The 23,277-nt window shown below is 55.6% G+C and carries 24 protein-coding genes; 10 read left to right on the top strand and 14 right to left on the bottom strand.

Translation table 11 applies throughout. The features are described from left to right. Positions 1–92: 92 nt before the first annotated feature. Together sodA and yiiM are read left to right on the top strand one after the other, a co-directional pair. Positions 93–713, top strand: coding sequence for a superoxide dismutase [Mn] (sodA, locus tag L3069_RS22175; protein ID WP_003861999.1), 621 nt, complete (start codon positions 93–95; stop codon positions 711–713). 66 nt (positions 714–779) lie between these two features. Beyond that, the gene (gene yiiM / locus L3069_RS22170) at positions 780–1,454 is read left to right on the top strand and encodes a 6-hydroxyaminopurine reductase (protein ID WP_038416933.1); all 675 of its coding nucleotides are present in this window, start codon (positions 780–782) and stop codon (positions 1,452–1,454) included. Positions 1,455–1,553: 99 nt separating this feature from the next. Here the strand turns inward: yiiM and cpxA are convergent, their stop codons facing one another. Together cpxA and cpxR are read right to left on the bottom strand one after the other, a co-directional pair. Beyond that, positions 1,554–2,927, bottom strand: coding sequence for an envelope stress sensor histidine kinase CpxA (gene cpxA / locus L3069_RS22165; protein ID WP_022649811.1), 1,374 nt, complete (start codon positions 2,925–2,927; stop codon positions 1,554–1,556). Beyond that, on the bottom strand, positions 2,924–3,622 hold the full coding sequence (gene cpxR, locus L3069_RS22160) for an envelope stress response regulator transcription factor CpxR (RefSeq protein WP_003862004.1): 699 nt from the start codon (positions 3,620–3,622) through the stop codon (positions 2,924–2,926). The genes cpxA and cpxR overlap by 4 nt, the downstream gene beginning before the upstream one ends. 150 nt (positions 3,623–3,772) lie before the next feature. Between cpxR and cpxP the strand changes: the two genes are divergently transcribed. The 6 genes from cpxP (at position 3,773) to L3069_RS22130 (ending at position 9,895) form a co-directional block, all read left to right on the top strand. Then, a complete protein-coding gene (gene cpxP, locus L3069_RS22155; protein WP_023305089.1) occupies positions 3,773–4,279 on the top strand; it encodes a cell-envelope stress modulator CpxP in 507 nt (168 codons plus the stop codon). Positions 4,280–4,432: 153 nt separating this feature from the next. Continuing rightward, positions 4,433–5,317: a CDF family cation-efflux transporter FieF gene (gene fieF, locus L3069_RS22150; RefSeq protein WP_038416932.1), complete on the top strand. Its 885-nt coding sequence runs from the start codon at positions 4,433–4,435 to the stop codon at positions 5,315–5,317. Between the two features lie 184 nt (positions 5,318–5,501). After that, positions 5,502–6,464 carry a 6-phosphofructokinase gene (gene pfkA / locus L3069_RS22145; RefSeq protein ID WP_003862009.1) on the top strand — a complete coding sequence of 321 codons (963 nt, stop codon included), beginning with the start codon at positions 5,502–5,504 and terminating at the stop codon, positions 6,462–6,464. A gap of 208 nt (positions 6,465–6,672) precedes the next feature. After that, on the top strand, positions 6,673–7,662 hold the full coding sequence (locus tag L3069_RS22140) for a sulfate ABC transporter substrate-binding protein (RefSeq protein WP_023298902.1): 990 nt from the start codon (positions 6,673–6,675) through the stop codon (positions 7,660–7,662). 111 nt (positions 7,663–7,773) lie between these two features. Beyond that, positions 7,774–8,517 carry a CDP-diacylglycerol diphosphatase gene (locus L3069_RS22135; RefSeq protein WP_038417088.1) on the top strand — a complete coding sequence of 248 codons (744 nt, stop codon included), beginning with the start codon at positions 7,774–7,776 and terminating at the stop codon, positions 8,515–8,517. Between the two features lie 73 nt (positions 8,518–8,590). Beyond that, a complete protein-coding gene (locus tag L3069_RS22130) occupies positions 8,591–9,895 on the top strand; it encodes an SLC13 family permease (RefSeq protein ID WP_038416931.1) in 1,305 nt (434 codons plus the stop codon). 47 nt (positions 9,896–9,942) lie between these two features. Here L3069_RS22130 and tpiA read toward each other — a convergent pair whose 3' ends face one another. Continuing rightward, positions 9,943–10,710 (bottom strand): triose-phosphate isomerase, encoded by a 768-nt coding sequence (gene tpiA, locus L3069_RS22125; protein ID WP_003862019.1) that lies wholly within the window; start codon positions 10,708–10,710, stop codon positions 9,943–9,945. A 111-nt stretch (positions 10,711–10,821) separates the two neighbouring features. Beyond that, positions 10,822–11,418: a DUF1454 family protein gene (locus tag L3069_RS22120; protein ID WP_038416930.1), complete on the bottom strand. Its 597-nt coding sequence runs from the start codon at positions 11,416–11,418 to the stop codon at positions 10,822–10,824. A 112-nt stretch (positions 11,419–11,530) separates the two neighbouring features. Here L3069_RS22120 and L3069_RS22115 point away from each other — a divergent pair, with 112 nt between their 5' ends. Continuing rightward, complete coding sequence (locus tag L3069_RS22115; protein ID WP_022649804.1) at positions 11,531–11,950, top strand: DUF805 domain-containing protein; 420 nt, start codon at positions 11,531–11,533, stop codon at positions 11,948–11,950. Here the strand turns inward: L3069_RS22115 and fpr are convergent, their stop codons facing one another. From fpr to L3069_RS22095, 4 genes are all read right to left on the bottom strand, one after another. Continuing rightward, positions 11,951–12,697, bottom strand: a complete 747-nt coding sequence (fpr, locus tag L3069_RS22110; RefSeq protein ID WP_038416929.1) for a ferredoxin--NADP(+) reductase — start codon at positions 12,695–12,697, stop codon at positions 11,951–11,953. Positions 12,698–12,793: 96 nt separating this feature from the next. Further along, positions 12,794–13,804 (bottom strand): class II fructose-bisphosphatase, encoded by a 1,011-nt coding sequence (gene glpX / locus L3069_RS22105; protein ID WP_038416928.1) that lies wholly within the window; start codon positions 13,802–13,804, stop codon positions 12,794–12,796. 170 nt (positions 13,805–13,974) lie between these two features. After that, positions 13,975–15,483: a glycerol kinase GlpK gene (gene glpK / locus L3069_RS22100; protein ID WP_022649801.1), complete on the bottom strand. Its 1,509-nt coding sequence runs from the start codon at positions 15,481–15,483 to the stop codon at positions 13,975–13,977. A 21-nt stretch (positions 15,484–15,504) separates the two neighbouring features. After that, on the bottom strand, positions 15,505–16,350 hold the full coding sequence (locus L3069_RS22095) for an MIP/aquaporin family protein (RefSeq protein ID WP_022649800.1): 846 nt from the start codon (positions 16,348–16,350) through the stop codon (positions 15,505–15,507). Between the two features lie 400 nt (positions 16,351–16,750). Here L3069_RS22095 and zapB point away from each other — a divergent pair, with 400 nt between their 5' ends. Next, a complete protein-coding gene (zapB, locus tag L3069_RS22090; RefSeq protein ID WP_022649799.1) occupies positions 16,751–16,990 on the top strand; it encodes a septal ring assembly protein ZapB in 240 nt (79 codons plus the stop codon). 583 nt (positions 16,991–17,573) lie between these two features. On the opposite strand, the gene rraA is transcribed toward zapB, so the two are convergent. The 6 genes from rraA to cytR form a co-directional block, all read right to left on the bottom strand. Beyond that, positions 17,574–18,059: a ribonuclease E activity regulator RraA gene (rraA, locus tag L3069_RS22085; RefSeq protein WP_022649798.1), complete on the bottom strand. Its 486-nt coding sequence runs from the start codon at positions 18,057–18,059 to the stop codon at positions 17,574–17,576. A 92-nt stretch (positions 18,060–18,151) separates the two neighbouring features. Continuing rightward, positions 18,152–19,078: a 1,4-dihydroxy-2-naphthoate polyprenyltransferase gene (gene menA, locus L3069_RS22080; protein WP_088581795.1), complete on the bottom strand. Its 927-nt coding sequence runs from the start codon at positions 19,076–19,078 to the stop codon at positions 18,152–18,154. A 62-nt stretch (positions 19,079–19,140) separates the two neighbouring features. Continuing rightward, positions 19,141–20,475, bottom strand: a complete 1,335-nt coding sequence (hslU, locus tag L3069_RS22075) for an HslU--HslV peptidase ATPase subunit (protein ID WP_022649796.1) — start codon at positions 20,473–20,475, stop codon at positions 19,141–19,143. A 9-nt stretch (positions 20,476–20,484) separates the two neighbouring features. Continuing rightward, positions 20,485–21,015 carry an ATP-dependent protease subunit HslV gene (hslV, locus tag L3069_RS22070; protein WP_022649795.1) on the bottom strand — a complete coding sequence of 177 codons (531 nt, stop codon included), beginning with the start codon at positions 21,013–21,015 and terminating at the stop codon, positions 20,485–20,487. Positions 21,016–21,109: 94 nt separating this feature from the next. After that, complete coding sequence (gene ftsN, locus L3069_RS22065; protein ID WP_017383099.1) at positions 21,110–22,078, bottom strand: cell division protein FtsN; 969 nt, start codon at positions 22,076–22,078, stop codon at positions 21,110–21,112. 92 nt (positions 22,079–22,170) lie between these two features. Then, entirely contained in the window at positions 22,171–23,196 is a 1,026-nt protein-coding gene (gene cytR, locus L3069_RS22060) for a DNA-binding transcriptional regulator CytR (RefSeq protein WP_022649794.1), read from the bottom strand. Between the last annotated feature and the right edge of the window lie 81 nt (positions 23,197–23,277).

The following is a 23,277-nucleotide window of genomic DNA, read 5'->3' as shown; positions in this document are numbered from 1 at the left end:
TAATCATTTTCAATATCATTTAATTAACTATAATGAACCAACTGCTTACGCGGCATTAACAGCTGTGCCGCCCGACAATAATGGAGAGGATTATGAGTTATACACTGCCATCCCTGCCGTATGCCTACGACGCACTGGAACCGCATTTCGACAAGCAGACGATGGAAATCCATCACACTAAACATCACCAGACCTACGTGAATAACGCGAATGCTGCGCTGGAAAGCCTGCCAGAGTTCGCTAATCTGCCTGTTGAAGAGCTGATCACCAAACTGGACCAGCTGCCAGCAGACAAGAAAACCGTGCTGCGCAACAACGCGGGCGGTCACGCTAACCACAGCCTGTTCTGGAAAGGCCTGAAAACCGGCACCACCCTTCAGGGCGACCTGAAAGCGGCTATCGAGCGTGACTTCGGTTCCGTTGACAACTTCAAAGCGGAATTCGAAAAAGCCGCTGCAACCCGTTTCGGCTCTGGCTGGGCGTGGCTGGTCCTGAAAGGTGACAAACTGGCGGTCGTTTCAACCGCAAACCAGGACTCCCCGCTGATGGGTGAAGCTATCTCTGGCGCATCCGGCTTCCCAATTCTGGGTCTGGACGTGTGGGAACACGCTTACTACCTGAAGTTCCAGAACCGTCGCCCTGACTACATCAAAGCCTTCTGGGATGTAGTGAACTGGGACGAAGCAGCAGCGCGTTTCGCCGCTAAAAAATAAGGTTGCATTGACGCCTGTGAGAAGCGAGTCTGATGACTCGCTTTTTTTGTATCTGAAGGAGTGGAGATGCATTACCCGGTGAATGTGTTTACAGGCAAGGTAAGGGAGTACGAAGGCAGTCGCCCTAGCGCTATCGCCAAAGTGCAGGTCGACGGTGAGCTGACGCTTACCGAGCTTGGTCTGGCGGGCGACCAGCAGGCCGAAAAGAAAATCCACGGCGGGCCCGATCGCGCGCTGTGCCACTATCCGCGCGAGCACTATCAGCACTGGAAAACCGAATTTCCTGAACAGGCGGACCTTTTCGTCGCCCCCGCGTTTGGCGAAAATCTCTCAACGGAAGGGCTGACGGAGAAGAACGTCTTTATTGGCGATATTTATCGCTGGGGCGATGCTCTGATTCAGGTCACCCAGCCGCGCTCGCCGTGCTTCAAACTTAACTACCATTTTGGCATTCAGGATATGTCGGCCCAGCTGCAAAACGCGGGTAAAACCGGCTGGCTGTATCGCGTTGTGCAGGCGGGACAGGTTTCGGCGGATGCGCCGATTGAGCTGGCTTCGCGCCTGAGTGAGGTGTCGGTATTCGAGGCCTGTGCCATTGCCTGGCATATGCCCTTCGACGATGAACAGTTTCACCGCCTGCTGTCAGCGGCAGGATTATCCACCAGCTGGACCAGAACGATGCAGAAGCGGCGGATAAGCGGCAAGATCGAGAGCAGTTCGCGGAGATTATGGGGGAAATAATTGCCCCTCACCCCGGCCCTCTCCCCAAAGGGGCGAGGGTGAAAAGACCGCACCGAGCCGTCCCCTCTCCCCTATGGGGAGAGGGTTAGGGTGAGGGGATTACGAACGCTTATACAGCGGCAGCCACAGCGTTAACCGCAGACCGCCCAGCGGGCTGTCATCGGCTTTCACCCAGCCACGGTGCTGCTGCATGGCTGTTTCAACAATCGCCAGACCCAGCCCCGTACCGCCAGATTCACGGTCGCGCGCCTCGTCGGTACGGTAGAACGGACGGAAAATCTGCTCGCGATCTTCCGGGCTGACGCCTGGACCGTCGTCGTCCACGATGATAGTGATCCCGTCTTTATCCACCGAAAACGCCACTTCAATCTTCGTGTGCGAGTAGCGCAGGGCGTTACGCACGATATTCTCCAGCGCGCTTTCCAGCGTGTTGGGGTTACCGTACAGCGGCCACGGGCCCGGCGGGAAATTGACGGTGAAGGATTTGCCCATCTGTTCCGCTTCGAAGGCCGCGTTGTCCAGCACCTCATGCCAGAGGTGATTGGCTTTCACCGTTTCGCTCACCAGCGCGTTTTTCTGCTGATTACGCGACATCACCAGCAGATCGTTGATCATGCTGTCCAGGCGATGCGCTTCCGTCTCAATACGCTCCAGCTCTTTGCTCTCACCGCTGCGACGGCGCAGCAGGGCGGTACCCAGCTGTAAACGCGTGAGCGGCGTCCGCAGCTCGTGGGAGATATCCGACAGCAGACGTTGCTGGGCCGTCATCATTCGATCAAGCGCGCTCACCATCTGGTTAAAACTGGTTCCGGCGGCCAGGAACTCCTGCGGCCCGGATTCCAGCTCCGGATGCTGCCTCAGGTTGCCCTGCGCCACTTCGTCCGCCGCATTTTTCAGCTTACGCGCCGGTTTCGCCAGGCTCCACGCCAGCCATAACAGCAGCGGGGAACTGACCAGCATCGTGACAATCAACAGCAAAAGCGGACGGTCAAACAGCAGGTTGATAAAGTCGGACTGTGAACTGCTCGCAGGGCGAATCAGATAGAGCTGGTAATTGTCTTCCCCATCCCGCACCGAGAAAGGACCGACCATCTCTACCCGACCATATTTCTTTTTCTGTGGGTGATCGGCATTATCCGCCTGGCCAATAAAGTTGCGGATAATCTGCATTTCATTGCGATCGGCCCCAATCACGCGGCCTTCACTGGTGACCAGTAAAAGACGTTGTCCGGGGGGCGCCCACTTGTCGATAGCGCGAAACAACCTGCGCCACCACATTAAATCGTTCGGCGGATCGTTTGCCAGCTCCGCTTCCACGTGCTGCTCGATCATCACGCCCTGACGTTGCTCGCTGTCGAGTAGCTCCGTCATCTGGCGTGAGTCGAGTTTTGGCAACATCAAAACGAGCATTAAAACCAGTGCCAGCGTCAGCCAGAAGATGGCGAAGATGCGGGCGGTTAAGCTGCCTATCATGAAGCGGAAACCATCAGATAACCGCGACCACGCAGGGTTTTAAACCAGGGGTGACCGTCTTTACGCTCCGGCAGCTTACGGCGCAGGTTAGAGATGTGCATGTCGATGGCGCGGTCAAACGGGGTGAGGCGTTTGCCGAGCACTTCCTGGCTTAAGTGTTCACGCGACACCACCTGGCCGAGATGCTGCGCCAGCAGATACAGCAGGGTGAACTCGGTGCCGGTTAGCTCCAGCGTTTCACCGTCGAAGCTCGCTTCCTGGCGGCCCGGGTTCAGGCTCAGGGAGTCCACTTCCAGCGTAGGTGAGCTGTTGTCGGTATTCTGCTGCTGCTCGCTCCAGTGAGAGCGGCGCAGGATCGCGCGAATACGGGCCACCAGTTCACGGTCGTTGAACGGCTTAGGTAAATAGTCATCCGCACCCAGCTCAAGGCCGAGTACGCGGTCAAGCTCGCTGCCGCGTGCGGTCAGCATAATGACGGGGGTCTGGTGTGTCTGGCGAAGCTCTTTCAACGTATCAATACCGTTTTTCTTCGGCATCATGACGTCGAGCAAAAGTAAATCGATGCTGTCGTCAAGGAGACTCAGCGCCTGTTCCCCATCATGGGCAACCAGGACGTTGAAACCTTCCATGTCGAGCAACTCCTTTAAAAGAGATGTGAGCTCTCGGTCATCATCAACTAACAGGATTTTATTCATTGTTTAAATACCTCCGAGGCAGAAATTACGACATCAAGGCTATCTAATCCATGACTTTACGTTGTTTTACACCCCCTGACGCATGTTTGCAGCCTGAATCGTAGACTGTCTCTCGTTGAATCGCGACACGAAAGATTTTGGGAGCAAGTGATGCGCAAAGTTACCGCTGCCGTCATGGCCTCAACGCTGGCCTTCTGTGCGTTTAGCCAGGCTGCTGTAGCTATCAACAGCGATAACGGTTCCTCAGCAGAGGGCGCAACGCAGCACAGCAGCCAAAGCCATATGTTTGACGGCATAAGTTTAACCGAACATCAGCGTCAACAGATGCGAGATCTGATGCAGAGGGCACGACACGACCAGCCCCCTGTTAATGTTAGCGAAATGGAGACAATGCATCGCCTTGTCACCGCAGAAAATTTTGACGAAAGCGCTGTACGCGCTCAGGCAGAAAAAATGGCGCAGGAACAGGTTGCCCGCCAGGTAGAAATGGCGAAGGTTCGCAACCAGATGTTCCACCTGCTAACGCCCGAGCAGCAAGCGGTTTTGAATACCAAACATCAGCAACGTATGAACCAGTTGCGTGAGGTTGCACGGATGCAGCGAAGCTCAGATATGACGCTTTTCAGTAGCAATAGCAGTACCCGTAGTAACCAGTAAACCCTGTTTTCCTTGCCATAGACACCATCCCTGTCTTCCCCCACATGATGTGGGGGTTTTTTTTGCCCATCGTTCAGTGTTGTTAACGCTTTATTCATCCTTTCACTCCACCGCCATCCGTTATACTAGCGCCATGGCATGACAGGAGTGTTTATGAATCAATCCTATGGACGGCTGGTAAGCCGGGCCGCAATAGCCGCGACGGTGACGGCGTCGTGTTTGCTGATCATTAAAATTTTCGCGTGGTGGTACACCGGGTCGGTTAGTATTCTGGCGGCGCTGGTGGATTCACTTGTGGATATTGCCGCCTCGCTGACCAACCTGCTGGTGGTGCGCTATTCGCTGCAACCGGCGGATGAAGAGCATACGTTTGGCCACGGCAAAGCGGAATCGCTGGCCGCGCTGGCACAAAGTATGTTTATTTCTGGCTCCGCGCTTTTCCTGTTTTTGACCGGCATTCAGCATCTTATTTCGCCTTCTCCGATGAACGATCCGGGCGTTGGTGTGGTCGTAACCGTAGTTGCACTTATAAGCACACTTGTTCTTGTAACGTTCCAGCGCTGGGTTGTACGCAAAACACAAAGCCAGGCTGTACGGGCCGATATGCTTCATTATCAGTCTGATGTTATGATGAATGGGGCTATTCTTATTGCGCTCGGTCTGGCCTGGTATGGCTGGCATCGTGCCGATGCGTTGTTTGCGTTAGGGATAGGGATCTATATTTTATACAGCGCGTTGCGGATGGGGTATGACGCGGTACAGTCGCTTCTTGACCGTGCGCTTCCGGATGCAGAACGTGATGAAATTTATGCCATCGTGACCCACTGGCCTGGCGTCAGTGGTGCTCACGATCTTCGTACGCGGCAGTCAGGGCCGACCCGCTTTATTCAGATTCATTTGGAAATGGAAGACAACCTGCCACTGTTTCAGGCGCATATGGTCGCTGAACAGGTGGAGCAGGCGATTTTGCAGCGTTTCCCTGGGTCAGACGTCATTATTCACCAGGATCCGTGCTCTGTCGTCCCCAGGGCGTTTTGAGCTTTCGTAATTCGTTGTAAAAAAGTGAGCCAGACCAGCATTTTGTGGATAAATTACCACCATATGGCCTGACCTGAATCAATTCAGCTGGAAGGGATTGATATACTATTTGCAGTATTCGACGGTTGAACAGTTTCTTCCGGCAGCAGATTTCAATTTTGCATTCCTAAGTTCAGAGGTAGTCATGATTAAGAAAATCGGTGTGTTGACAAGCGGCGGTGATGCGCCGGGCATGAACGCGGCAATCCGTGGGGTTGTCCGTGCAGCGCTGACGGAAGGTCTGGAAGTTTTTGGTATCTATGACGGTTACCTGGGTCTGTATGAAGACCGCATGGTTCAGCTCGACCGCTACAGCGTGTCTGACATGATCAACCGTGGCGGTACTTTCCTCGGTTCCGCGCGCTTCCCGGAATTCCGTGACGAACACATCCGTGAAGTGGCTATCGAAAACATGAAAAAACGGGGTCTGGATGCGCTGGTGGTTATCGGCGGCGACGGCTCGTACATGGGTGCAAAACGTCTGACTGAAATGGGCTTCCCGTGCATCGGCCTGCCTGGCACTATCGACAACGACATCAAAGGCACTGATTACACCATCGGTTACTTCACCGCGCTGGGTACCGTTGTGGAAGCGATTGACCGCCTGCGTGACACCTCTTCCTCTCACCAGCGTATTTCCATTGTTGAAGTGATGGGCCGTTACTGCGGTGACCTGACCCTGGCAGCGGCCATTGCCGGTGGCTGTGAGTTCGTGGTAGTTCCGGAAGTAGAGTTCAGCCGTGAAGATCTGGTCGCAGAGATCAAAGCCGGCATCGCGAAAGGTAAGAAACACGCCATCGTTGCTATCACCGAGCACATCTGTGACGTTGACGAGCTGGCGAAGTACATCGAAACCGAAACCAAACGCGAAACCCGCGCGACCGTTCTGGGTCACATTCAGCGTGGCGGTTCCCCAGGCCCGTACGACCGTATCCTGGCGTCCCGCATGGGTGCGTACGCGATCGAGCTGCTGCTACAGGGCCACGGCGGCCGCTGCGTCGGTATTCAGAACGAGAAACTGGTTCACCATGACATCATCGACGCCATTGAAAACATGAAGCGTCCGTTCAAAGGTGACTGGCTGGACTGCGCGAAAAAACTGTACTGATCGGCTCTGTTGCCCGGTGGCGCTGCGCTTACCGGGCCTACAAAAGCACGGATCGTAGGCCGGGTAAGGCGTAGCCGCCACCCGGCTTTTTTGTGCCCATCCTTTTTTTATTTCTCCACGTTATAGCCAATCTTTTTTTATTCTTTAATCATCGGTTAGCTTTCTGGCACGCTGCATTCATCAAAACACTACACAAGAGAGCCGGGCGATGAATAAATGGGGCGTGGGGTTAACATTATTGCTGGCATCGACCAGCGTTCTGGCAAAGGACATTCAGTTACTGAACGTGTCGTACGATCCGACGCGTGAACTGTACGACCAGTACAACAAAGCTTTTGCGGCGCACTGGAAACAGGAAACCGGCGATAACGTGGTGGTTCGCCAGTCTCACGGCGGTTCAGGTAAGCAGGCGACATCGGTGATCAACGGCATTGAAGCCGATGTGGTTACCCTGGCGCTGGCTTATGACGTAGACGCGATCGCGGAGCGTGGCCGTATCGACAAAAACTGGATCAAGCGCCTGCCGGACAACTCTGCGCCATACACCTCGACCATTGTCTTCCTGGTGCGCAAAGGCAACCCGAAACAGATTAAAGACTGGAACGACCTGATTAAGCCGGGCGTGTCTGTCATCACGCCGAACCCGAAAAGCTCCGGCGGCGCACGCTGGAACTACCTGGCGGCCTGGGGCTACGCCCTGCACCACAACAACGGTGACCAGGCTAAAGCGCAGGAATTCGTGAAAGCGCTGTTTAAAAATGTCGAAGTGCTGGACTCCGGCGCGCGCGGCGCAACTAACACCTTCGTCGAGCGCGGCATCGGCGACGTGCTGATTGCCTGGGAAAACGAAGCCCTGCTGGCGACCAACGAGCTGGGTAAAGACAAATTCGAGATCGTGACCCCGAGCGAATCCATCCTGGCTGAGCCGACCGTCTCCGTCGTCGATAAGGTTGTTGATAAGAAGGGCACCAAAGCGGTGGCGGAAGCCTACCTGAAGTACCTCTACTCACCGGAAGGGCAGGAAATTGCGGCGAAAAACTTCTACCGCCCGCGCGATGAGGCCGTCGCGAAGAAATACGAAAACGCCTTCCCGAAACTGAAGCTGTTCACTATCGATGATGTTTTTGGCGGCTGGACCAAAGCGCAAAAAGAGCACTTCTCTAACGGCGGCACCTTCGACCAGATCAGCAAGCGCTAAGCGTTTTACAAAGAACGACACGGTAACCCGGTGTGAGAAATCCACCGGGTTTTTTATTTGGTCATCATTTTGCGTTACTCTTTTGCCTCTATTGAAAACAGGGAACGCGTTGTGAAAAAAATTATCTTACTGATTCTGATCGTTATCGCCCTTGCCGCAGGCGGCGTGTACTGGATGAAAGCGGGTAATCCGAATGCGTTGCGTCATATCGTTCTCGACCAGTGTGTGCCCAACCAGCTGCATAACCGTAACCCGGCACCGTGTGCGCAGGTGAAGCCAGATGCGGGCTACGTGGTGTTCAAGGACCGCAACGGACCGCTGCAATACCTCCTGATGCCCACGTACCGTATCAACGGCACCGAAAGCCCGCTGCTGACTGAGCCTCAGACACCGAATTTCTTCTGGCTGGCATGGCAGTCTCGTCATTTTATGAGCATGAAACGGGGAGCCGACGTGACTGACAGCGCTGTTTCTCTGACCATCAACTCCCCGACCGGACGCACGCAGAACCATTTTCATATCCACATCTCCTGCCTGCGCCCGGACGTGCGCGAGAAGCTGAACGCGGCGCAGGGGCAAATCAGCACCCAGTGGCTACCGCTTCCGGGCGGGCTGGAAGGGCATGAGTACCTTGCCCGTCGGGTGACGGAGAACGAACTGGTGCAGCGCAGCCCGTTTATGATGCTGGCGGAAGAACTGCCGGAAGCGCGCGACCATATGGGACGCTTCGCGCTGGCGATGGCGCAGCAGTCGGACGGCTCGTTTGTACTGCTGGCGACAGAGCGTAACCTGCTTACCTTTAACCGCGCGTCGGCTGAGGAATTGCAGGATCATCAATGCGATATCCTGAAGTGACCCCACCATAAATAGCGTTTACTCGCCCTGCCTGTCGCCGTAGACTTGCTGAAAAATTCTACAGGAGACAGGTATGTCGCTCTGGTTAACGCATCCTCTGCTGCTTCCCTCGCTGATCGTCGGCGTCACCATCGTGCTGTGGGCGACGTCGCTGTTGCCGGAATTTATCACCGCGCTGCTGTTCTTTACGGCGGCGATGACCGCCAGAATCGCCCCGCCGGAAGTGATCTTTGGCGGCTTCGCCTCGTCTGCCTTCTGGCTGGTGTTCAGCGGCTTTGTGCTGGGCGTGGCGATTCGGAAAACCGGCCTGGCGGACAGGGCCGCCCGGGCGCTGTCGGCAAAGCTTACCGACTCCTGGGTGCTGATGGTGGCAAGCGTTGTGCTGCTGAGCTATGCCCTGGCATTCGTGATGCCGTCGAACATGGGACGTATTGCGCTGCTGATGCCGATTGTCGCCGCGATGGCGAAGCGGGCCGGCATTCCTGATGGCTCGCGGGCCTGGTTTGGCCTGGCGCTGGCGGTCGGGTTTGGCACCTTCCAGCTCTCGGCCACTATTTTGCCCGCTAACGTGCCAAACCTGGTGATGAGCGGCGCGGCGGAGGGCTCATACGGCATCCACCTCAACTATGTCCCGTATCTGCTGCTGCACACGCCGGTGCTGGGTATTCTCAAAGGCCTGATTCTGATTGGCCTGATCTGCTGGCTGTTCCCCGGTAGCCCGAAACCAGCGAAGGATCTGACGCCGTCTGAACCGATGGGGCGTGACGAAAAACGACTCGCCTGGCTGCTGGCGGTGGTGTTGACGATGTGGGTAACGGAGAGCTGGCACGGCGTGGGCCCAGCGTGGACAGGGCTGGCGGCCTCGGTCATCGTCCTGCTCCCGCGCATTGGTTTTATCACCGGTGAGGAGTTCTCGGCGGGGGTGAATATGCGCACCTGTATTTACGTCGCGGGTATACTCGGGCTGGCCATTACGGTGACGCAGACCGGTATCGGTGCGGCCGTAGGCGAGGCGTTGCTCCATATCATGCCGCTGGATGCAGACCGCCCGTTTACCAGCTTCCTGGCGCTGACGGGGATCACCACGGCGCTCAACTTCATTATGACCGCCAACGGCGTTCCGGCGCTGTACACCACGCTGGCGCAGAGCTTCTCCGACGCGACCGGCTTCCCGCTTCTGTCGGTGATCATGATTCAGGTGCTGGGGTATTCCACGCCGCTGCTGCCGTATCAGGCGTCGCCGATTGTGGTGGCGATGGGCTTAGGGAAAGTGCCTGCGAAGGCGGGGATGCTGCTCTGCCTGGCGCTGGCGATTGCGACGTATCTGGTGCTGCTGCCGCTGGATTATTTGTGGTTTAGCGTATTAGGACGTTTGTAGTGGTTTTGTAGGGCGGGTTAGCGAAGCGCCACCCGCCCCAAAGGCAATTACGCCTGCTTAGCCGCTTCTGCCGCTTTAACGATCACCGCGAAAGCGTCTGCTTTCAGGGATGCGCCGCCAACCAGCGCGCCATCGATGTCTGGCTGGGTGAACAGCTCAGCTGCGTTTGATGCGTTAACGGAACCGCCGTACTGGATGATGACCTGCTCAGCCACTTTCGCGTCTGCTTTTGCAATGTGGTCACGGATGAACTTGTGCACCGCCTGTGCCTGCGCTGGAGTTGCAGATTTGCCGGTACCGATCGCCCAGACTGGCTCGTAAGCGATAACCGCGCCTTCGAACGCTGCCGCGCCCTGGGTTTTCAGCACAGCGTCGATCTGACGTGCGCACACTTCTTCGGTTTTACCCGCTTCGTTTTCTGCTTCGGTTTCACCGATGCACAGAACCGGGATCAGACCCTGCTCTTTCAGCACAGCGAATTTCTTCGCGATGAACTCGTCAGATTCTTTGTGGTAGGTGCGACGCTCAGAGTGGCCGATGATGATGTATTTCGCGCCGATGTCTTTCAGCATTTCAGCGGAGGTTTCACCGGTAAACGCGCCAGACAGGTTAACGTCAACGTTCTGCGCGCCCAGAATGATGTGGCTGCCGTCAGCGGCACGTTTAGCCAGATCCAGGTACATATCCGGCGGAGCGATAGCAACCGCGCAGCCGGTCACGCCAGCCAGCTCTTTACGCAGGTTAGCAACCAGTTCGTTTACCATGTGGCGGCTGCCGTTCAGTTTCCAGTTACCCATCACTAAAGGATGTCGCATTTCAATTCTCCACGCTCAATAAGCGAATTAAGGAATATGGCCACCCTTAAGGGCAGCATGGTCTGTGAATCAGTATAGAGATTTTCCCTCGAAAGGCTTTGCTTTTTGTCATTAATTCGCCCCCTCGAGTGCGTCTGATAGGGCCAGCTTAATCGGTTCAACCGCGAAGGTCAGCCCCTTTTCGCCGTTATCTGCGACGACATAGCGAACGGCACCTTCCGTATCCGCGTAATAGCGTTTGTTTTTCCCGGCGGTAAGCAGTTTTTGCAGCTTTTGCTGGCTTTGCGCTTTCGTGAAGGTGGGGGTAAAGGCGCGCAGAATAGCGCTCATATACTCCAGCGCTTTCGCTTTCGCCGCTTTCTGCTCTGGGCCCTGAATCGGCAGCCAGGTGATCTGCATGCTTTTGATTTTTAACGTTCCGCGCTCAAGGGCAGTGGAAGCATATAGATTCTCGTTAATTTTGCTGGCAGCGCGGGTCAGGGTTGGCGTATCGCGGGCACCGTCAATCGCACGGAACTCTCCCAGCGCAAGCGAGGGGTTTTCTTTATTGAAGGCTTCGCGGAACTGGCTGATAGATTGATCGAAAGAGGGGGCGCCCGCCAGAAGGTAGGGGGCGGTGACCGGGGAAGCCGGTTCCGCGGCGTGCTGAGAAAAACTGGCGCTCAGCATCGCTAAACACAAATAAAGAGAGTGTGCCGAACTTTTCATCAACATTACCCCTGGCCGTTATTGCCCATGATTAAAACGATATCTGGTCGGCTTGTCAAAAGGTCACAACTCCAGGGTAAAATGCGGGCTAAACAATAATAAGGAACCTTACATGACCATACAGCAGTGGTTGTTTTCATTCAAAGGGCGTATTGGACGCCGTGACTTCTGGATCTGGATGGCAGCGTGGGTTGTCGCCATGCTGCTTCTGTTTTTTGTTGCCTATAACGCCTGGCTGAGCACGCAAACTGCGGCTTTTGCGCTGGTCTGTTTACTGTGGCCAACCGCCGCCGTGGTGGTGAAACGTCTGCACGATCGCGGTCGCTCCGGCGCTTGGGCTTTTCTGATTATTCTGGCGTGGATGCTGGTGGCGGGGAACTGGTCAATGCTGCCCTCCATCCTCCCGTGGGTGGTGGGCAGACTGCTGCCGACGGTTATCTTTGTGATGATGGTTGTCGAACTGGGTGCGTTTATTGGCACCCAGAGCGAGAACAAATACGGAAAAGATACCCTTGAGGTGAAGTACCGCTGATCACCAGTAGTGTTCGGCGGTCATATGGCCCGGTCGGCGGCGAAGGTGTTTCGTCATCTGCCGGGTATCCTTCAGCAGTTGCTGCGTATCGCGCACCATCTGCGGGTTACCGCACAGCATCACGTGGCTGGTTTCGGTATTCATCGGTAAACCCACCGCCTCTTCCAGCGCGCCGCTTTCAATCAACGCCGGAACGCGGCCGGTTAACGAGCCAGCTGCGATTTCGCGGCTGACCACCGTCTGAATTTTTAACTTCCCGCCATATCGCTGTTCCAGCGCCTGCATCTGCGGCAAATAGCTCAGGTCTGCGGCGTAGCGCGCGGCGTGAACCAGCACGATATTCTTAAAGCGCTCCAGATCTTTGCCGTACTCCAGGATAGAGAGATACGGGCCGATGGCCGTGCCGGTCGCCAGCATCCAGAGCGTGTCACAGTCGGGGATTTCATCCAGCACGAAGAACCCCGCCGCGTCGGAGACAATCTGCACCTCATCGCCCGGTTTCAGCGCGGCGAGGCGCGGGCTGAGCTTACCGTCCGGGACGGTGACCAGATAGAACTCGAGATCCGGGTTATCAGGCGCGTTAACGTAAGAGTAGGCGCGCTGTACGCGTTCACCGTCGATATCCAGCCCGAGCTTGGCAAACTGCCCGGCGGTAAACGGATGAACGGGAGCGTGCAGCGTGAGGCTAAATAGCGCATCGGTCCAGAACTGTACCTTTGTGACTTTACCTGTTACCCAGTCCGCCATGATCTTCTCCTGTGCTGTTTCTCTCTTCTATCTTCCGTACTTGTGGGAAACATTTCCAGCCCATTCGGGCCGGAAAGCTCTATCGATCAAACGGTTTTACAGAATGTGCGTCTGTACGTCCGGGTCTTTGCGGTCGAGATAATGAATGGACTGAATGCGGCGAATGGTGCGGGATTTGCCGCGGATCAGCAGGGTTTCAGTGGTGGCCATGTTTCCCTTGCGGGTGATGCCATCCAGCAGATCGCCTTTGGTGATGCCGGTTGCGGAGAAGACCACGTTATCGCTGCGAGCCATCTCGTTCAGCGCGAGCACTTTATTGGCCTCGATGCCCATCGCCGCACAGCGCGCCAGTTCGTCTTCACCAATGCGAAGGTTCTCGACGCTGTCGCCTTTGACCTCATGGCGTGGCAGCAGACGCGCCTGCATATCGCCGTCCAGCGCGCGGATCACTGCCGCAGAGACCACACCTTCCGGCGCGCCGCCGATGCCGTAAAGCACGTCGACCTCGCTGTCCGGCATGCAGGTCAGAATAGAGGCGGCAACGTCGCCATCAGGAATGGCAAATACGCGCACGCCGAGTGCTTGCAGATAAGCGATGGTGGCGTCGTGGCGCGGTTTCGCCAGGATGGTCACGGTGAGTTCGTTGAGCGGTTTACCCAGCGCCGCTGCGATATTGCGCAGGTTGGCATCCAGCGGCAGGCTAAGGTCGATAGCGCCTTTAGCACCAGGACCGACAATCAGTTTTTCCATGTACATATCTGGCGCGTTGAGGAAGCAGCCCTTATCGCCCACCGCCAGCACCGCCAGCGCGTTGGCCTGGCCCATCGCCGTCATGCGCGTGCCTTCGATCGGGTCGACCGCGATATCCACCGCATCGCCTTTGCCCGTCCCGACTTTTTCACCGATGTAGAGCATCGGGGCTTCGTCGATTTCGCCTTCGCCAATGACGATAGTGCCATCGATATTGACCTGATTAAGCACAATGCGCATGGCGTGGACGGCTGCGCCGTCTGCGGTATTTTTGTCGCCACGGCCCAGCCACTTGTAGCCTGCGAGGGCGGCAGCTTCGGTGACGCGGGAAAACTCGATAGCAAGTTCACGTTTCATGAGGTACTCGTACAATCAAAAGGAATTGCACGAAGTTTATCACAGAGTGGGGAGGGGGAGGGGTGGTGCGGTCTGAGCCCCTCACCCCGGCCCTCTCCCCAAAGGGGAGAGGGTGTTTTAAGTCCCCTCGCCCCTTTGGGGAGAGGGTTAGGGTGAGGGGTGAGTATGTCTTACTCGTCGTGCTCTTCCCATGCCAGGGCACGTTTCACCGCTTTCTTCCAGCCGCTGTAGCGGTAGTTGCGCTCGGTGGTTTCGATGCCTGGACGGAATTCGCGTTCGATCACCGCTTTTTCCTGAAGCTCGTCAAGGTTTTGCCAGAAGCCAACCGCCAGACCTGCCAGATACGCCGCGCCCAGCGCCGTTACTTCTCGCACCTCAGGACGTTCAACGCGGGTACCCAGAATGTCGGACTGGAACTGCATCAGGAAGTTGTTGGCTACCGCACCGCCGTCCACGCGCAGGGCGTGCAGACGAATGCCGGAGTCCGCCTGCATCGCTTCCAGCACGTCGCGCGTCTGGTAGGCGATGGATTCCAGGGTCGCACGAATAATGTGGTTAGAGTTCACACCGCGCGTCAGGCCGAAAATCGCGCCGCGGGCGTACGGATCCCAGTACGGTGCGCCCAGACCGGTAAACGCTGGCACCACGTATACGCCGTTGGTGTCTTTCACTTTGGTCGCGAAGTATTCGGAGTCAAACGCATCGCTGATCAGCTTCATCTCGTCGCGCAGCCACTGAATGGAGGCACCCGCCATGAATACCGCCCCTTCCAGGGCATAGTTCACTTCACCGCGTGGGCCGCAGGCGATGGTGGTCAGCAGACCGTTTTCTGATTTCACCGCTTTCTCGCCGGTGTTCATGAGCATAAAGCAGCCGGTGCCGTAAGTGTTCTTCGCCATCCCTTCCTTGACGCACAGCTGGCCGAACAGCGCCGCCTGCTGGTCACCGGCAATACCGGCGATAGGAATACGGGTGCCGCCTTTACCGCCGATGTTGGTCTGGCCGTATACTTCTGAAGATTTGCGCACGTCTGGCAGCATCGCACGCGGAATGTCCAGCGCGTCCAGCATCTTGTCATCCCACTCCAGAGTGTTGATGTTGAACAGCATGGTGCGCGAGGCGTTGGTGTAGTCGGTGACGTGAACGCGTCCCTGAGTCATCTTCCAGATAAGCCAGGTATCGACGGTGCCAAACAGCAGCTCGCCGCGTCGTGCACGCTCGCGTGAACCTTCCACGTGGTCGAGGATCCACTTCACTTTGGTGCCGGAGAAATACGGGTCAATGACCAGACCGGTTGTACTGCGCACGTACTCTTCCATTCCGTCGCGCTTCAGTTTTTCGCAGATCTCTGAGGTGCGGCGGCACTGCCAGACAATGGCGTTGTAGATGGGCTTACCGGTTTCGCGCTCCCAGACAACGGTGGTTTCACGCTGGTTGGTGATACCGATAGCGGCAATCTCGTCAGAACTGATGTCGGCTTTCGCCAGCACTTCCACCAGCGTGGAGCTTTGTGACGCCCAGATCTCCATCGGGTCGTGTTCAACCCAGCCTGGACGCGGATAGATTTGCTCAAATTCGCGTTGAGACACGCTGACAATGTTCGCGTCATGATCCATTACGACAGCGCGGGAGCTGGTAGTGCCCTGGTCGAGCGCAACGATATATTTTTTTTCGGTCATGGTATGTGTCCCGTAGTCAGATTACAGCGAAGCTTTTTGTTGTGTGGTGGAAGTCGACTCTTTTTCCTCTTCCACACAGGTGTCGCACGGTAAGTGGCGACCAATTAATTTGCGATAGCCGAATGCGCCCAGCGCCGCCCCTACGATTGGCCCGAACAGCGGAACCAGGAAGTAAGGAATGTCTTTGCCGCCGGTAAAGGCGACATCGCCCCATCCTGCAAAGAAGGCGAAGGTTTTTGGACCCAGGTCACGCGCCGGATTCATCGCAAAGCCGGTCAGCGGACCCATTGATGCGCCAATTACCGCAATCAGAAGGCCAATCAAAAGTGGTGCCAGCGGGCCGCGCGGAATGCCGTTTCCGTCGTCGCCCAGCGCCATAATGACGCCCATCAGAATAGCGGTAATCACCATTTCAACTGCGAACGCCTGCACAAAATTAATATGCGGATTCGGATACGTTGAGAAAATGCCTGCCAGATCCAGACTTTCGACACTGCCACGCACCATATGATGCGTCTGTTCGAAGTCGGTGAAAAGATTGTAATAAAGCCCGTAAACTAACGCCGCTGCGCAAAAGGCGCCGGCAAATTGTGAAATGATGAAAGGGACAACTTTGCGTCCGTCAAAGCACGCGAATAGCCACAACGCGATGGTCACCGCTGGGTTAAGATGTGCGCCGGAAACCCCTGCGGTCAGGTAGATGGCCATCGCCACGCCCAAACCCCAGATAATACTGATTTCCCACTGACCAAAACTGGCACCTGCCACTTTCAGTGCAGCGACACAGCCTACTCCGAAGAATATCAACAACCCGGTACCCAGGAACTCGGCAATGCACTGGCCTTTTAAGGTTGATGTCTGACTCATAATCGGAATCCTGCAAAAGAGTAATGTTTATTGTTTGCGTGACCGCCCGTGACAGCCACGATGCCCTGTAGACATAGTGTTAATTTATCGTTGACGAGCACAAACGAGAAATATCGAAATCAAAATGTGTGGTCTGTGTCAATAAAATGAGCGTTTTCGCGCCATAAAGCGCGTTTTTGCATCAACGGTATAATGTGAGCTGAATCATTTCATTAACTAAAGAGTTAACAATTTAGGGGTATATACCGCGAACGCACCAGGACCAGACCTAAAAGTGTTGCAAACCGCGATCTGCGCGGTGTGTCGCTGGACACAGAGCGCCGCGCTCCATACAATCGACGGTATATGTCGTGCGCGTTTACGTTAAAGCGTCGCCTTGCAATTCAGGAGAGGTAGCATCATGTCTTTAGAAGTGTTTGAGAAACTGGAATCGAAAGTACAGCAGGCGATCGACACCATCACCCTGCTGCAGATGGAAATTGAAGAGCTGAAAGAGAAAAACAACTCCCTGTCCCAGGAAGTTCAGAATGCTCAGCACAGCCGTGAAGAACTGGAGCGCGAAAACAACCAGCTGCGCGAACAGCAGAACGGCTGGCAGGATCGCCTGCAGGCACTGCTGGGACGTATGGAAGAAGTCTGATTTCCTTTGGGAATGAATTGAGTAGGCCGGGTAAGGCGAAGCCGCCACCCGGCTTTTTTATGGTTATTGCTCACGGATTTCAACCATAAAAAAGGCCGCCAGAGGCGGCCTTAACGCTACTTGTCCTGCGCTGTCATAGCATAAGCAACAAACCCACTCGGTTCATCACTCTTTACCACGAGTACGCTGGCGACAATGAACGCGATACATAATTAGCGTTTCATTATGCGGTCCCTGCTGCTTACCGCTCCACCGTTCACCACCGGTGATAAGTCGGTGGATACAAGCCCGGTTAAAGGTTGCTTTACGGTTGTGAATACACCTTTCCCTGGACCGGCGCCCATTTGCGAGATGGCGGAAAGGGACACAGCATGATAGTTAGCAACAGCAGCGGAGTTAAGGTTTTTATAAATAATTAGGAATTTATAAAGGGTCGATGGGGTTACCTGAGGTTTGAACCAGGGTAAGATAAAAATCCTGGTTAAAGGTTGCTAGACTTCCCAACGGACCGCGAATCCCGAGGGACAAAAAAACCGCCACATTGCTGTTGGCGGTTTTTTTATGCATCTCGCTTACCGATTAACTACTCAATATCCAGCGCATCCTCAGAAAGGATAATGCCGGTATTGTCAGCATAAAGGTGGTCGCCCGAGAAGAAGGTCACGCCGCCGAAGTTAACGCGCACGTCGCTTTCGCCGATGCCGTCGCCCGCTGCGCCTACCGGTATGGCCGCGATGGCCTGAATCCCGATATCCATGTCTTCGAGATCGTCCACCTGACGCACGGAACCGTACACCACAATGCCTTCCCACTCGTTCTGGACGGCAATTCCCGCCAGTTCAGCATCAATCAATGCACGGCGCACGGAACCGCCGCCGTCGACCACCAGAACGCGGCCACGGCCGTTCTCTTCGAGCAGATCGTACAGCAACCCGTTGTCCTCGAAACATTTCACCGTGATGATTTGTCCGCCAAACGACGACCGTCCACCAAAGTTGGAGAACAGGGGTTCAACGACGTTGACATCTTCCTGGTAGATGTCACAAAGCTCGGAGGTATCGTATTTCATAGGTTTAACGCTCTGTTGCTGCGAATGTGTTCAGTATATCGTGCGAAATGCCTTGTTGGCAAAATCATCAATTGTTAATTGATATTTGTCAGCTAACTCAGCGTCTGGCTTAAGACAATCCCGATGACGAACAGCAGGTTAGTCAGCAACGCGCCTTTTACCGTGCGCTCCAGCATCGGCGGCATGGCAGCCGGGCTGAGTTCACGCATGACATAGCGGGCCTGCTTAACCAGCAGCGGTGCGGCGAGCACAAACAGCCAGCCCCACAGGCTGTGCAGAGAGATCAGATTGAACAGTGCCAGGCAGACCAGCGCGCCGATGAGCAGGCAGGCGTGATAGCGGCGGGCATTCACCGGGCCCAGACGCACGGCCAGCGTGTTCTTACCGTTCTCACGGTCGCTGTCGATGTCGCGCAGGTTATTGATATTCAGCACCGCCGTCGCCAGCAGACCGCAGGCGGTCGCGGGCAGGAACAGGGCGGGGATCACCGTATGCGCCTGCAAGTACCAGCTTCCCATGACGCTCAGCCAGCCGAAGAACACCAGTACGGAGATGTCGCCCAGACCAATATACCCGTAAGGACGCGTCCCGACGGTATAGGTAATTGCTGCAATAATGGCGAGCAAGCCCAGCACCAGGAAGCCAATGAAATCGCTGGTGGTTTTCGAGGCGACCGTCACCAGCGCCAGGCCGGACAGGCAAATCAACACCACGGTGATAATCAGTGCCCGCTTCATCTGTGCCTGGGTAATTACCCCTTTTTGCATCCCGCGCAGCGGCCCGATACGATCAGGTTTATCGCTGCCTTTTACCGCATCGCCGTAATCATTGGCGAGATTAGAGAGGATTTGCAGTAGCCCGGCGGTGACAAGCGCCAGACCAGCCACCAGGGGATCGAAATGCCCCTGCCACCAGGCAAGTGCGGTACCGACGATAATGGCGGCAAAAGCCAGAGGAAGCGTTTTTGGACGCAGACTTTCGAGCCACGCCTGCGTACGGCTGATATCAGTCATAGTTATTTAGCCAATAAAAATGGGGGCCATAGCCCCCATCAACAGTGATGAAAATGCATTGAACGCGATTATAGAATAAAACGGCTCAGATCTTCATCTGCCACTAACGCATCCAGGTGTTTGCCCACATACTCTGCGTCAATGGTAATTGTTTGACCGTTAAGGTCGCTCGCATCGTAAGAGATATCTTCCACCAGGCGTTCCAGCACGGTGTGCAGACGACGCGCACCGATGTTTTCGGTGGTTTCGTTGACCTGCCATGCGGCCTGAGCGATGCGTTTGATCCCATCGTCGGTGAACTCGATATTCACGCCTTCGGTCGCCATCAACGCTTTGTACTGTACGGTCACAGAAGCGTTTGGCTCAGTCAGGATACGTTCGAAATCTTCAGTGGTCAGCGCCTGCAGCTCAACGCGGATTGGCAGACGACCCTGCAGTTCCGGAATGAGATCGGATGGGCTGGCAACCTGAAACGCACCTGACGCGATAAACAGAATGTGGTCAGTTTTCACCATGCCGTGCTTGGTAGAGACGGTGCAACCTTCCACCAGCGGCAGCAGGTCGCGCTGAACGCCTTCGCGGGAAACATCCGGGCCGGAGCTGTTGCCGCCGCGCTTACAGATTTTGTCGATTTCGTCGATAAACACGATACCGTGCTGCTCAACCGCGTCGATAGCGTCCTGTTTCAGCTCTTCCGGGTTAACCAGCTTCGCGGCTTCTTCTTCAATCAGCAGCTTCATCGCGTCTTTGATTTTCAGCTTACGCGCTTTCTGCTTCTGCCCGCCCAGGTTCTGGAACATGGACTGCAACTGGCTGGTCATCTCTTCCATGCCCGGAGGGGCCATGATTTCAACGCCCATTGGCGCGGCAGCGAGATCGATCTCAATCTCTTTGTCGTCCAGCTCGCCTTCACGCAGTTTTTTGCGGAATGCCTGACGCGCAGCAGAAGGTTCAGGCTGCTGTTCAGCCTGTCCCCAGTTATTTTTTGCCGGTGGGATCAGCACGTCGAGAATACGCTCTTCGGCCATCTCTTCGGCGCGATAGCGGTTTTTCTCAATCGCCTGGACACGCACCATCTTAATCGCTGAATCGGTCAGATCGCGGATGATGGAGTCCACTTCTTTACCCACATAGCCCACTTCGGTGAACTTGGTGGCTTCAACTTTGATGAACGGCGCGTTAGCCAGTTTGGCCAGACGACGAGCGATTTCGGTTTTACCCACCCCGGTCGGGCCGATCATCAGAATATTTTTTGGTGTCACTTCGTGGCGGAGCTCTTCGTCGAGCTGCATGCGACGCCAGCGGTTACGTAGTGCGATAGCCACGGAGCGCTTGGCGTTGTCCTGGCCGATAATGTGTTTGTTCAGTTCGCTGACAATTTCGCGTGGGGTCATTTCAGACATGGGCGATCCTTACGCTTTGGAGGTCAATTCTTCGATGGTGTGATTGTGGTTGGTATAGATGCAGATATCACCTGCAATATCCAACGCTTTCACCGCGATATCGCGCGCGTTCATGTCGGTATTTTCCAACAGCGCACGGGCTGCGGCCTGGGCGTACGGGCCGCCAGAGCCGATGGCAATCAGGTCGTTTTCAGGCTGAACCACGTCGCCGTTACCGGTGATGATCAGCGAGGCGTTTTCGTCAGCCACGGCCAGCAGCGCTTCGAGCTTGCGCAGCATGCGGTCGGTACGCCAGTCTTTTGCCAGCTCAACGGCGGCTTTCACCAGATGACCCTGATGCATTTCCAGTTTGCGTTCAAACAGTTCAAACAGCGTGAAGGCATCAGCCGTGCCGCCTGCGAAACCGGCGATCACTTTGTCGTTATAAAGACGACGTACTTTCTTCACGTTGCCTTTCATGACGGTATTACCCAGCGTGGCCTGGCCATCACCGGCAATTACCACCTGGCCGTTACGGCGTACACTTACTATTGTTGTCACGAGCAGACCCCCTGGTTACAGATTCGGGAAACAGAAGCCCTGAGCCTGTGCTCAGGGCTGAATTAAATGATAGATGGGGGGGATTTTGGGGGTTTCAACCCCCGGAGGCGAGTCGAATGCAGTTTGTGTGGCCAGCCACTTTCAAACGGGAAATGGTGCCGTCTGCGTTTTCTTTGCCTTTGACCGGTCCAATCACCACGCGATTCCAGCCGTTATTGGTGGTAATGCGTGAGTCAAATCCTTCAAATGCCAGCTGAGCACGCACCGTTTCTGCCTGCTCAGCGCCTTTAAACGAACCGCACTGAACCATCCAGCGGCGTTCATCTTTTTTCTCAGCCGTCTGCTTTGGTGCCTCGGTCTCTTTAGTGACCGGCGCAGCCTGCTGCGTTTTTGGCTGTTGCGCAGTGGTATGTGCAGGCGTCTGCAACAGATCCTGATACGGCTGTGCTGTTTGCTTCTGCGGCTGGGCTTTCGGCTGCTGCTGAACAGGCTGCGTTTGTACGGTACGCGTCTGCTGCTGCGGTTGTGTACGCGGCTGTTGTACCGGCTGCGTCTGCGTCCACTGCTGCTGTTGCGTTTGCTGCTGTGCCTGACGCTGGCGCTGCAACGTTTGCTGACGCTGCGCCGGGGTTTGTTCGTTCCACGGTACTTCGTTCAACTGCGTAGGCTGCTGGCGCATGTCCGCCTGCATCTGAGCGAGCAACTGGCGCTGTTCGTCCGTCAGCTGATCGGCATTCTTCACTTCACCCCCGGCAGAAGGCTCGGTAGGCGCACGTACGCCAGGCTGGCGGCTTTCCAGCTCTTTAATGTAGCGCCAGCGCTCTTCAGGCTTCGGAGGAAGGCCGTTGCCGACGACCTTGTTACCCTGAAGGGCTTCAGACTCTTCTTTTTTATGATGCGTAATGAAGTAGAGGCCGCCAATAAAGGCCACCAGCACAGCCGCAGCAATGGCGACCATGGCTGGGGAGACAGCAGACAGGCTACGTTGCTTGCTTTTTGAACTACTCTTTTTGCGTCGCGAAGGTGCCGGCTGGCCGCGACGTACATAATCTCGTTGTGCCACTATCGTTTCGCTGTATTTATTCGTTCGTCAGCCCGCCATGTTACTTAAGCGACGGGGCTTTGACCAGATAAGGGTGTCGAAAGGTATTTACTTTAAGTTAATGCCTGGGTAGAGCCGCGCACAATCAGCTCACAATCCAGTAGTCGTGACCCACTGCTAACTGTTTGACCGTGCAGCTGATCCAGCAAAAGCAGCATCGCTTCCCGGCCAATGTCATACCGCGGCTGCGAAACAGTCGAAAGCGGCGGATCGCAAAACTCCGAAAGCGAAATATTATCAAAACCGATTATCGACAGGTCCTTTGGCACGCGCAGGCCGTGACGTTTGGCGTAGGATAACGCCCCCAGCGCCATCACGTCGCTGTGGCAGAAGACCGCGGTAGGCGGTTCTGGCAAGGCAAGCAATTTTTCCAGCGCCTGCCCGCCCGCTTCAAAGGTGAAATCACCGCGCGCAATGTAGTGCGGATCGACAACAGCCCCGGTACGGCGAAGCGCCTGAACGTAGCCCTGCAACCGGTAATGACACAGCGGCATCTCTTCTGGTCCGGCAATACAACCGATACGCTTATGCCCCAGCTCCTGAAGATAGTTCACGGCGTTGAACGCGGCGGTGAGGTTATCGATATGAACGGTCGGCAGCTCCAGCTCCGGCGCGAATTCGTTCGCCATGACCATTGGCGGTAAATTGCGCTGTTCTTCAATGCTGGCATCAAACGGCAGGCGTGAGCCAAGCAGCAGCATGCCATCAATCTGCTTGGTGATGATCAGGTCGATGAACGTTTTTTCCTGCTGGTTCTGGTGGGCACAATCACCAATCAGCACCAGATAGCCCTGGGCGGCGGCCGTGACCTCAATGCCGCGGATGATTTCGCTGAAGAAGGGATCGCAGATGTCCGGCACGATCACCAGGATGGTGCGGGATTCGTTGCGTTTAACGTTGCGCCCCATGGCTTGCGGGAAATAACCGACCTCAAGCGCCGCCTTTTCAACCCGGTTTCGGGTCGCCTGGGAGACTTTGTCAGGGTTCATCAATGCGCGGGACACGGTTGCTGTTGAGACTTGTGCTTTCTCGGCAACGTCTTTCATGGTCGCCGAGGCAACCTCTTTCCTGGACTTCAACGTCTTCTCCTCGCCTGAACACCGAACTGCGGACCGCACCATTTTTACAGATAGTTAATGGAATCGGTTACAGAATTTTCA

Origin of the sequence: Enterobacter cloacae complex sp. ECL411 (genome assembly GCF_021869665.1) — a bacterium.
Lineage (GTDB): Bacteria > Pseudomonadota > Gammaproteobacteria > Enterobacterales > Enterobacteriaceae > Enterobacter > Enterobacter intestinihominis.
The sequence above is the reverse complement of the archived record's forward strand: the minus strand, read 5'-3'. Positions and strand labels throughout refer to the sequence as shown.

Coding starts and splice junctions, on each gene's coding strand:
- sodA (WP_003861999.1), top strand. CDS start 93: ATGAGTTATACACTGCCATCCCTGCCGTATGCCTACGACGCACTGGAA.
- yiiM (WP_038416933.1), top strand. CDS start 780: ATGCATTACCCGGTGAATGTGTTTACAGGCAAGGTAAGGGAGTACGAA.
- cpxA (WP_022649811.1), bottom strand. CDS start 2,927: ATGATAGGCAGCTTAACCGCCCGCATCTTCGCCATCTTCTGGCTGACG.
- cpxR (WP_003862004.1), bottom strand. CDS start 3,622: ATGAATAAAATCCTGTTAGTTGATGATGACCGAGAGCTCACATCTCTT.
- cpxP (WP_023305089.1), top strand. CDS start 3,773: ATGCGCAAAGTTACCGCTGCCGTCATGGCCTCAACGCTGGCCTTCTGT.
- fieF (WP_038416932.1), top strand. CDS start 4,433: ATGAATCAATCCTATGGACGGCTGGTAAGCCGGGCCGCAATAGCCGCG.
- pfkA (WP_003862009.1), top strand. CDS start 5,502: ATGATTAAGAAAATCGGTGTGTTGACAAGCGGCGGTGATGCGCCGGGC.
- L3069_RS22140 (WP_023298902.1), top strand. CDS start 6,673: ATGAATAAATGGGGCGTGGGGTTAACATTATTGCTGGCATCGACCAGC.
- L3069_RS22130 (WP_038416931.1), top strand. CDS start 8,591: ATGTCGCTCTGGTTAACGCATCCTCTGCTGCTTCCCTCGCTGATCGTC.
- tpiA (WP_003862019.1), bottom strand. CDS start 10,710: ATGCGACATCCTTTAGTGATGGGTAACTGGAAACTGAACGGCAGCCGC.
- L3069_RS22120 (WP_038416930.1), bottom strand. CDS start 11,418: ATGAAAAGTTCGGCACACTCTCTTTATTTGTGTTTAGCGATGCTGAGC.
- L3069_RS22115 (WP_022649804.1), top strand. CDS start 11,531: ATGACCATACAGCAGTGGTTGTTTTCATTCAAAGGGCGTATTGGACGC.
- fpr (WP_038416929.1), bottom strand. CDS start 12,697: ATGGCGGACTGGGTAACAGGTAAAGTCACAAAGGTACAGTTCTGGACC.
- glpX (WP_038416928.1), bottom strand. CDS start 13,804: ATGAAACGTGAACTTGCTATCGAGTTTTCCCGCGTCACCGAAGCTGCC.
- glpK (WP_022649801.1), bottom strand. CDS start 15,483: ATGACCGAAAAAAAATATATCGTTGCGCTCGACCAGGGCACTACCAGC.
- L3069_RS22095 (WP_022649800.1), bottom strand. CDS start 16,350: ATGAGTCAGACATCAACCTTAAAAGGCCAGTGCATTGCCGAGTTCCTG.
- zapB (WP_022649799.1), top strand. CDS start 16,751: ATGTCTTTAGAAGTGTTTGAGAAACTGGAATCGAAAGTACAGCAGGCG.
- rraA (WP_022649798.1), bottom strand. CDS start 18,059: ATGAAATACGATACCTCCGAGCTTTGTGACATCTACCAGGAAGATGTC.
- hslU (WP_022649796.1), bottom strand. CDS start 20,475: ATGTCTGAAATGACCCCACGCGAAATTGTCAGCGAACTGAACAAACAC.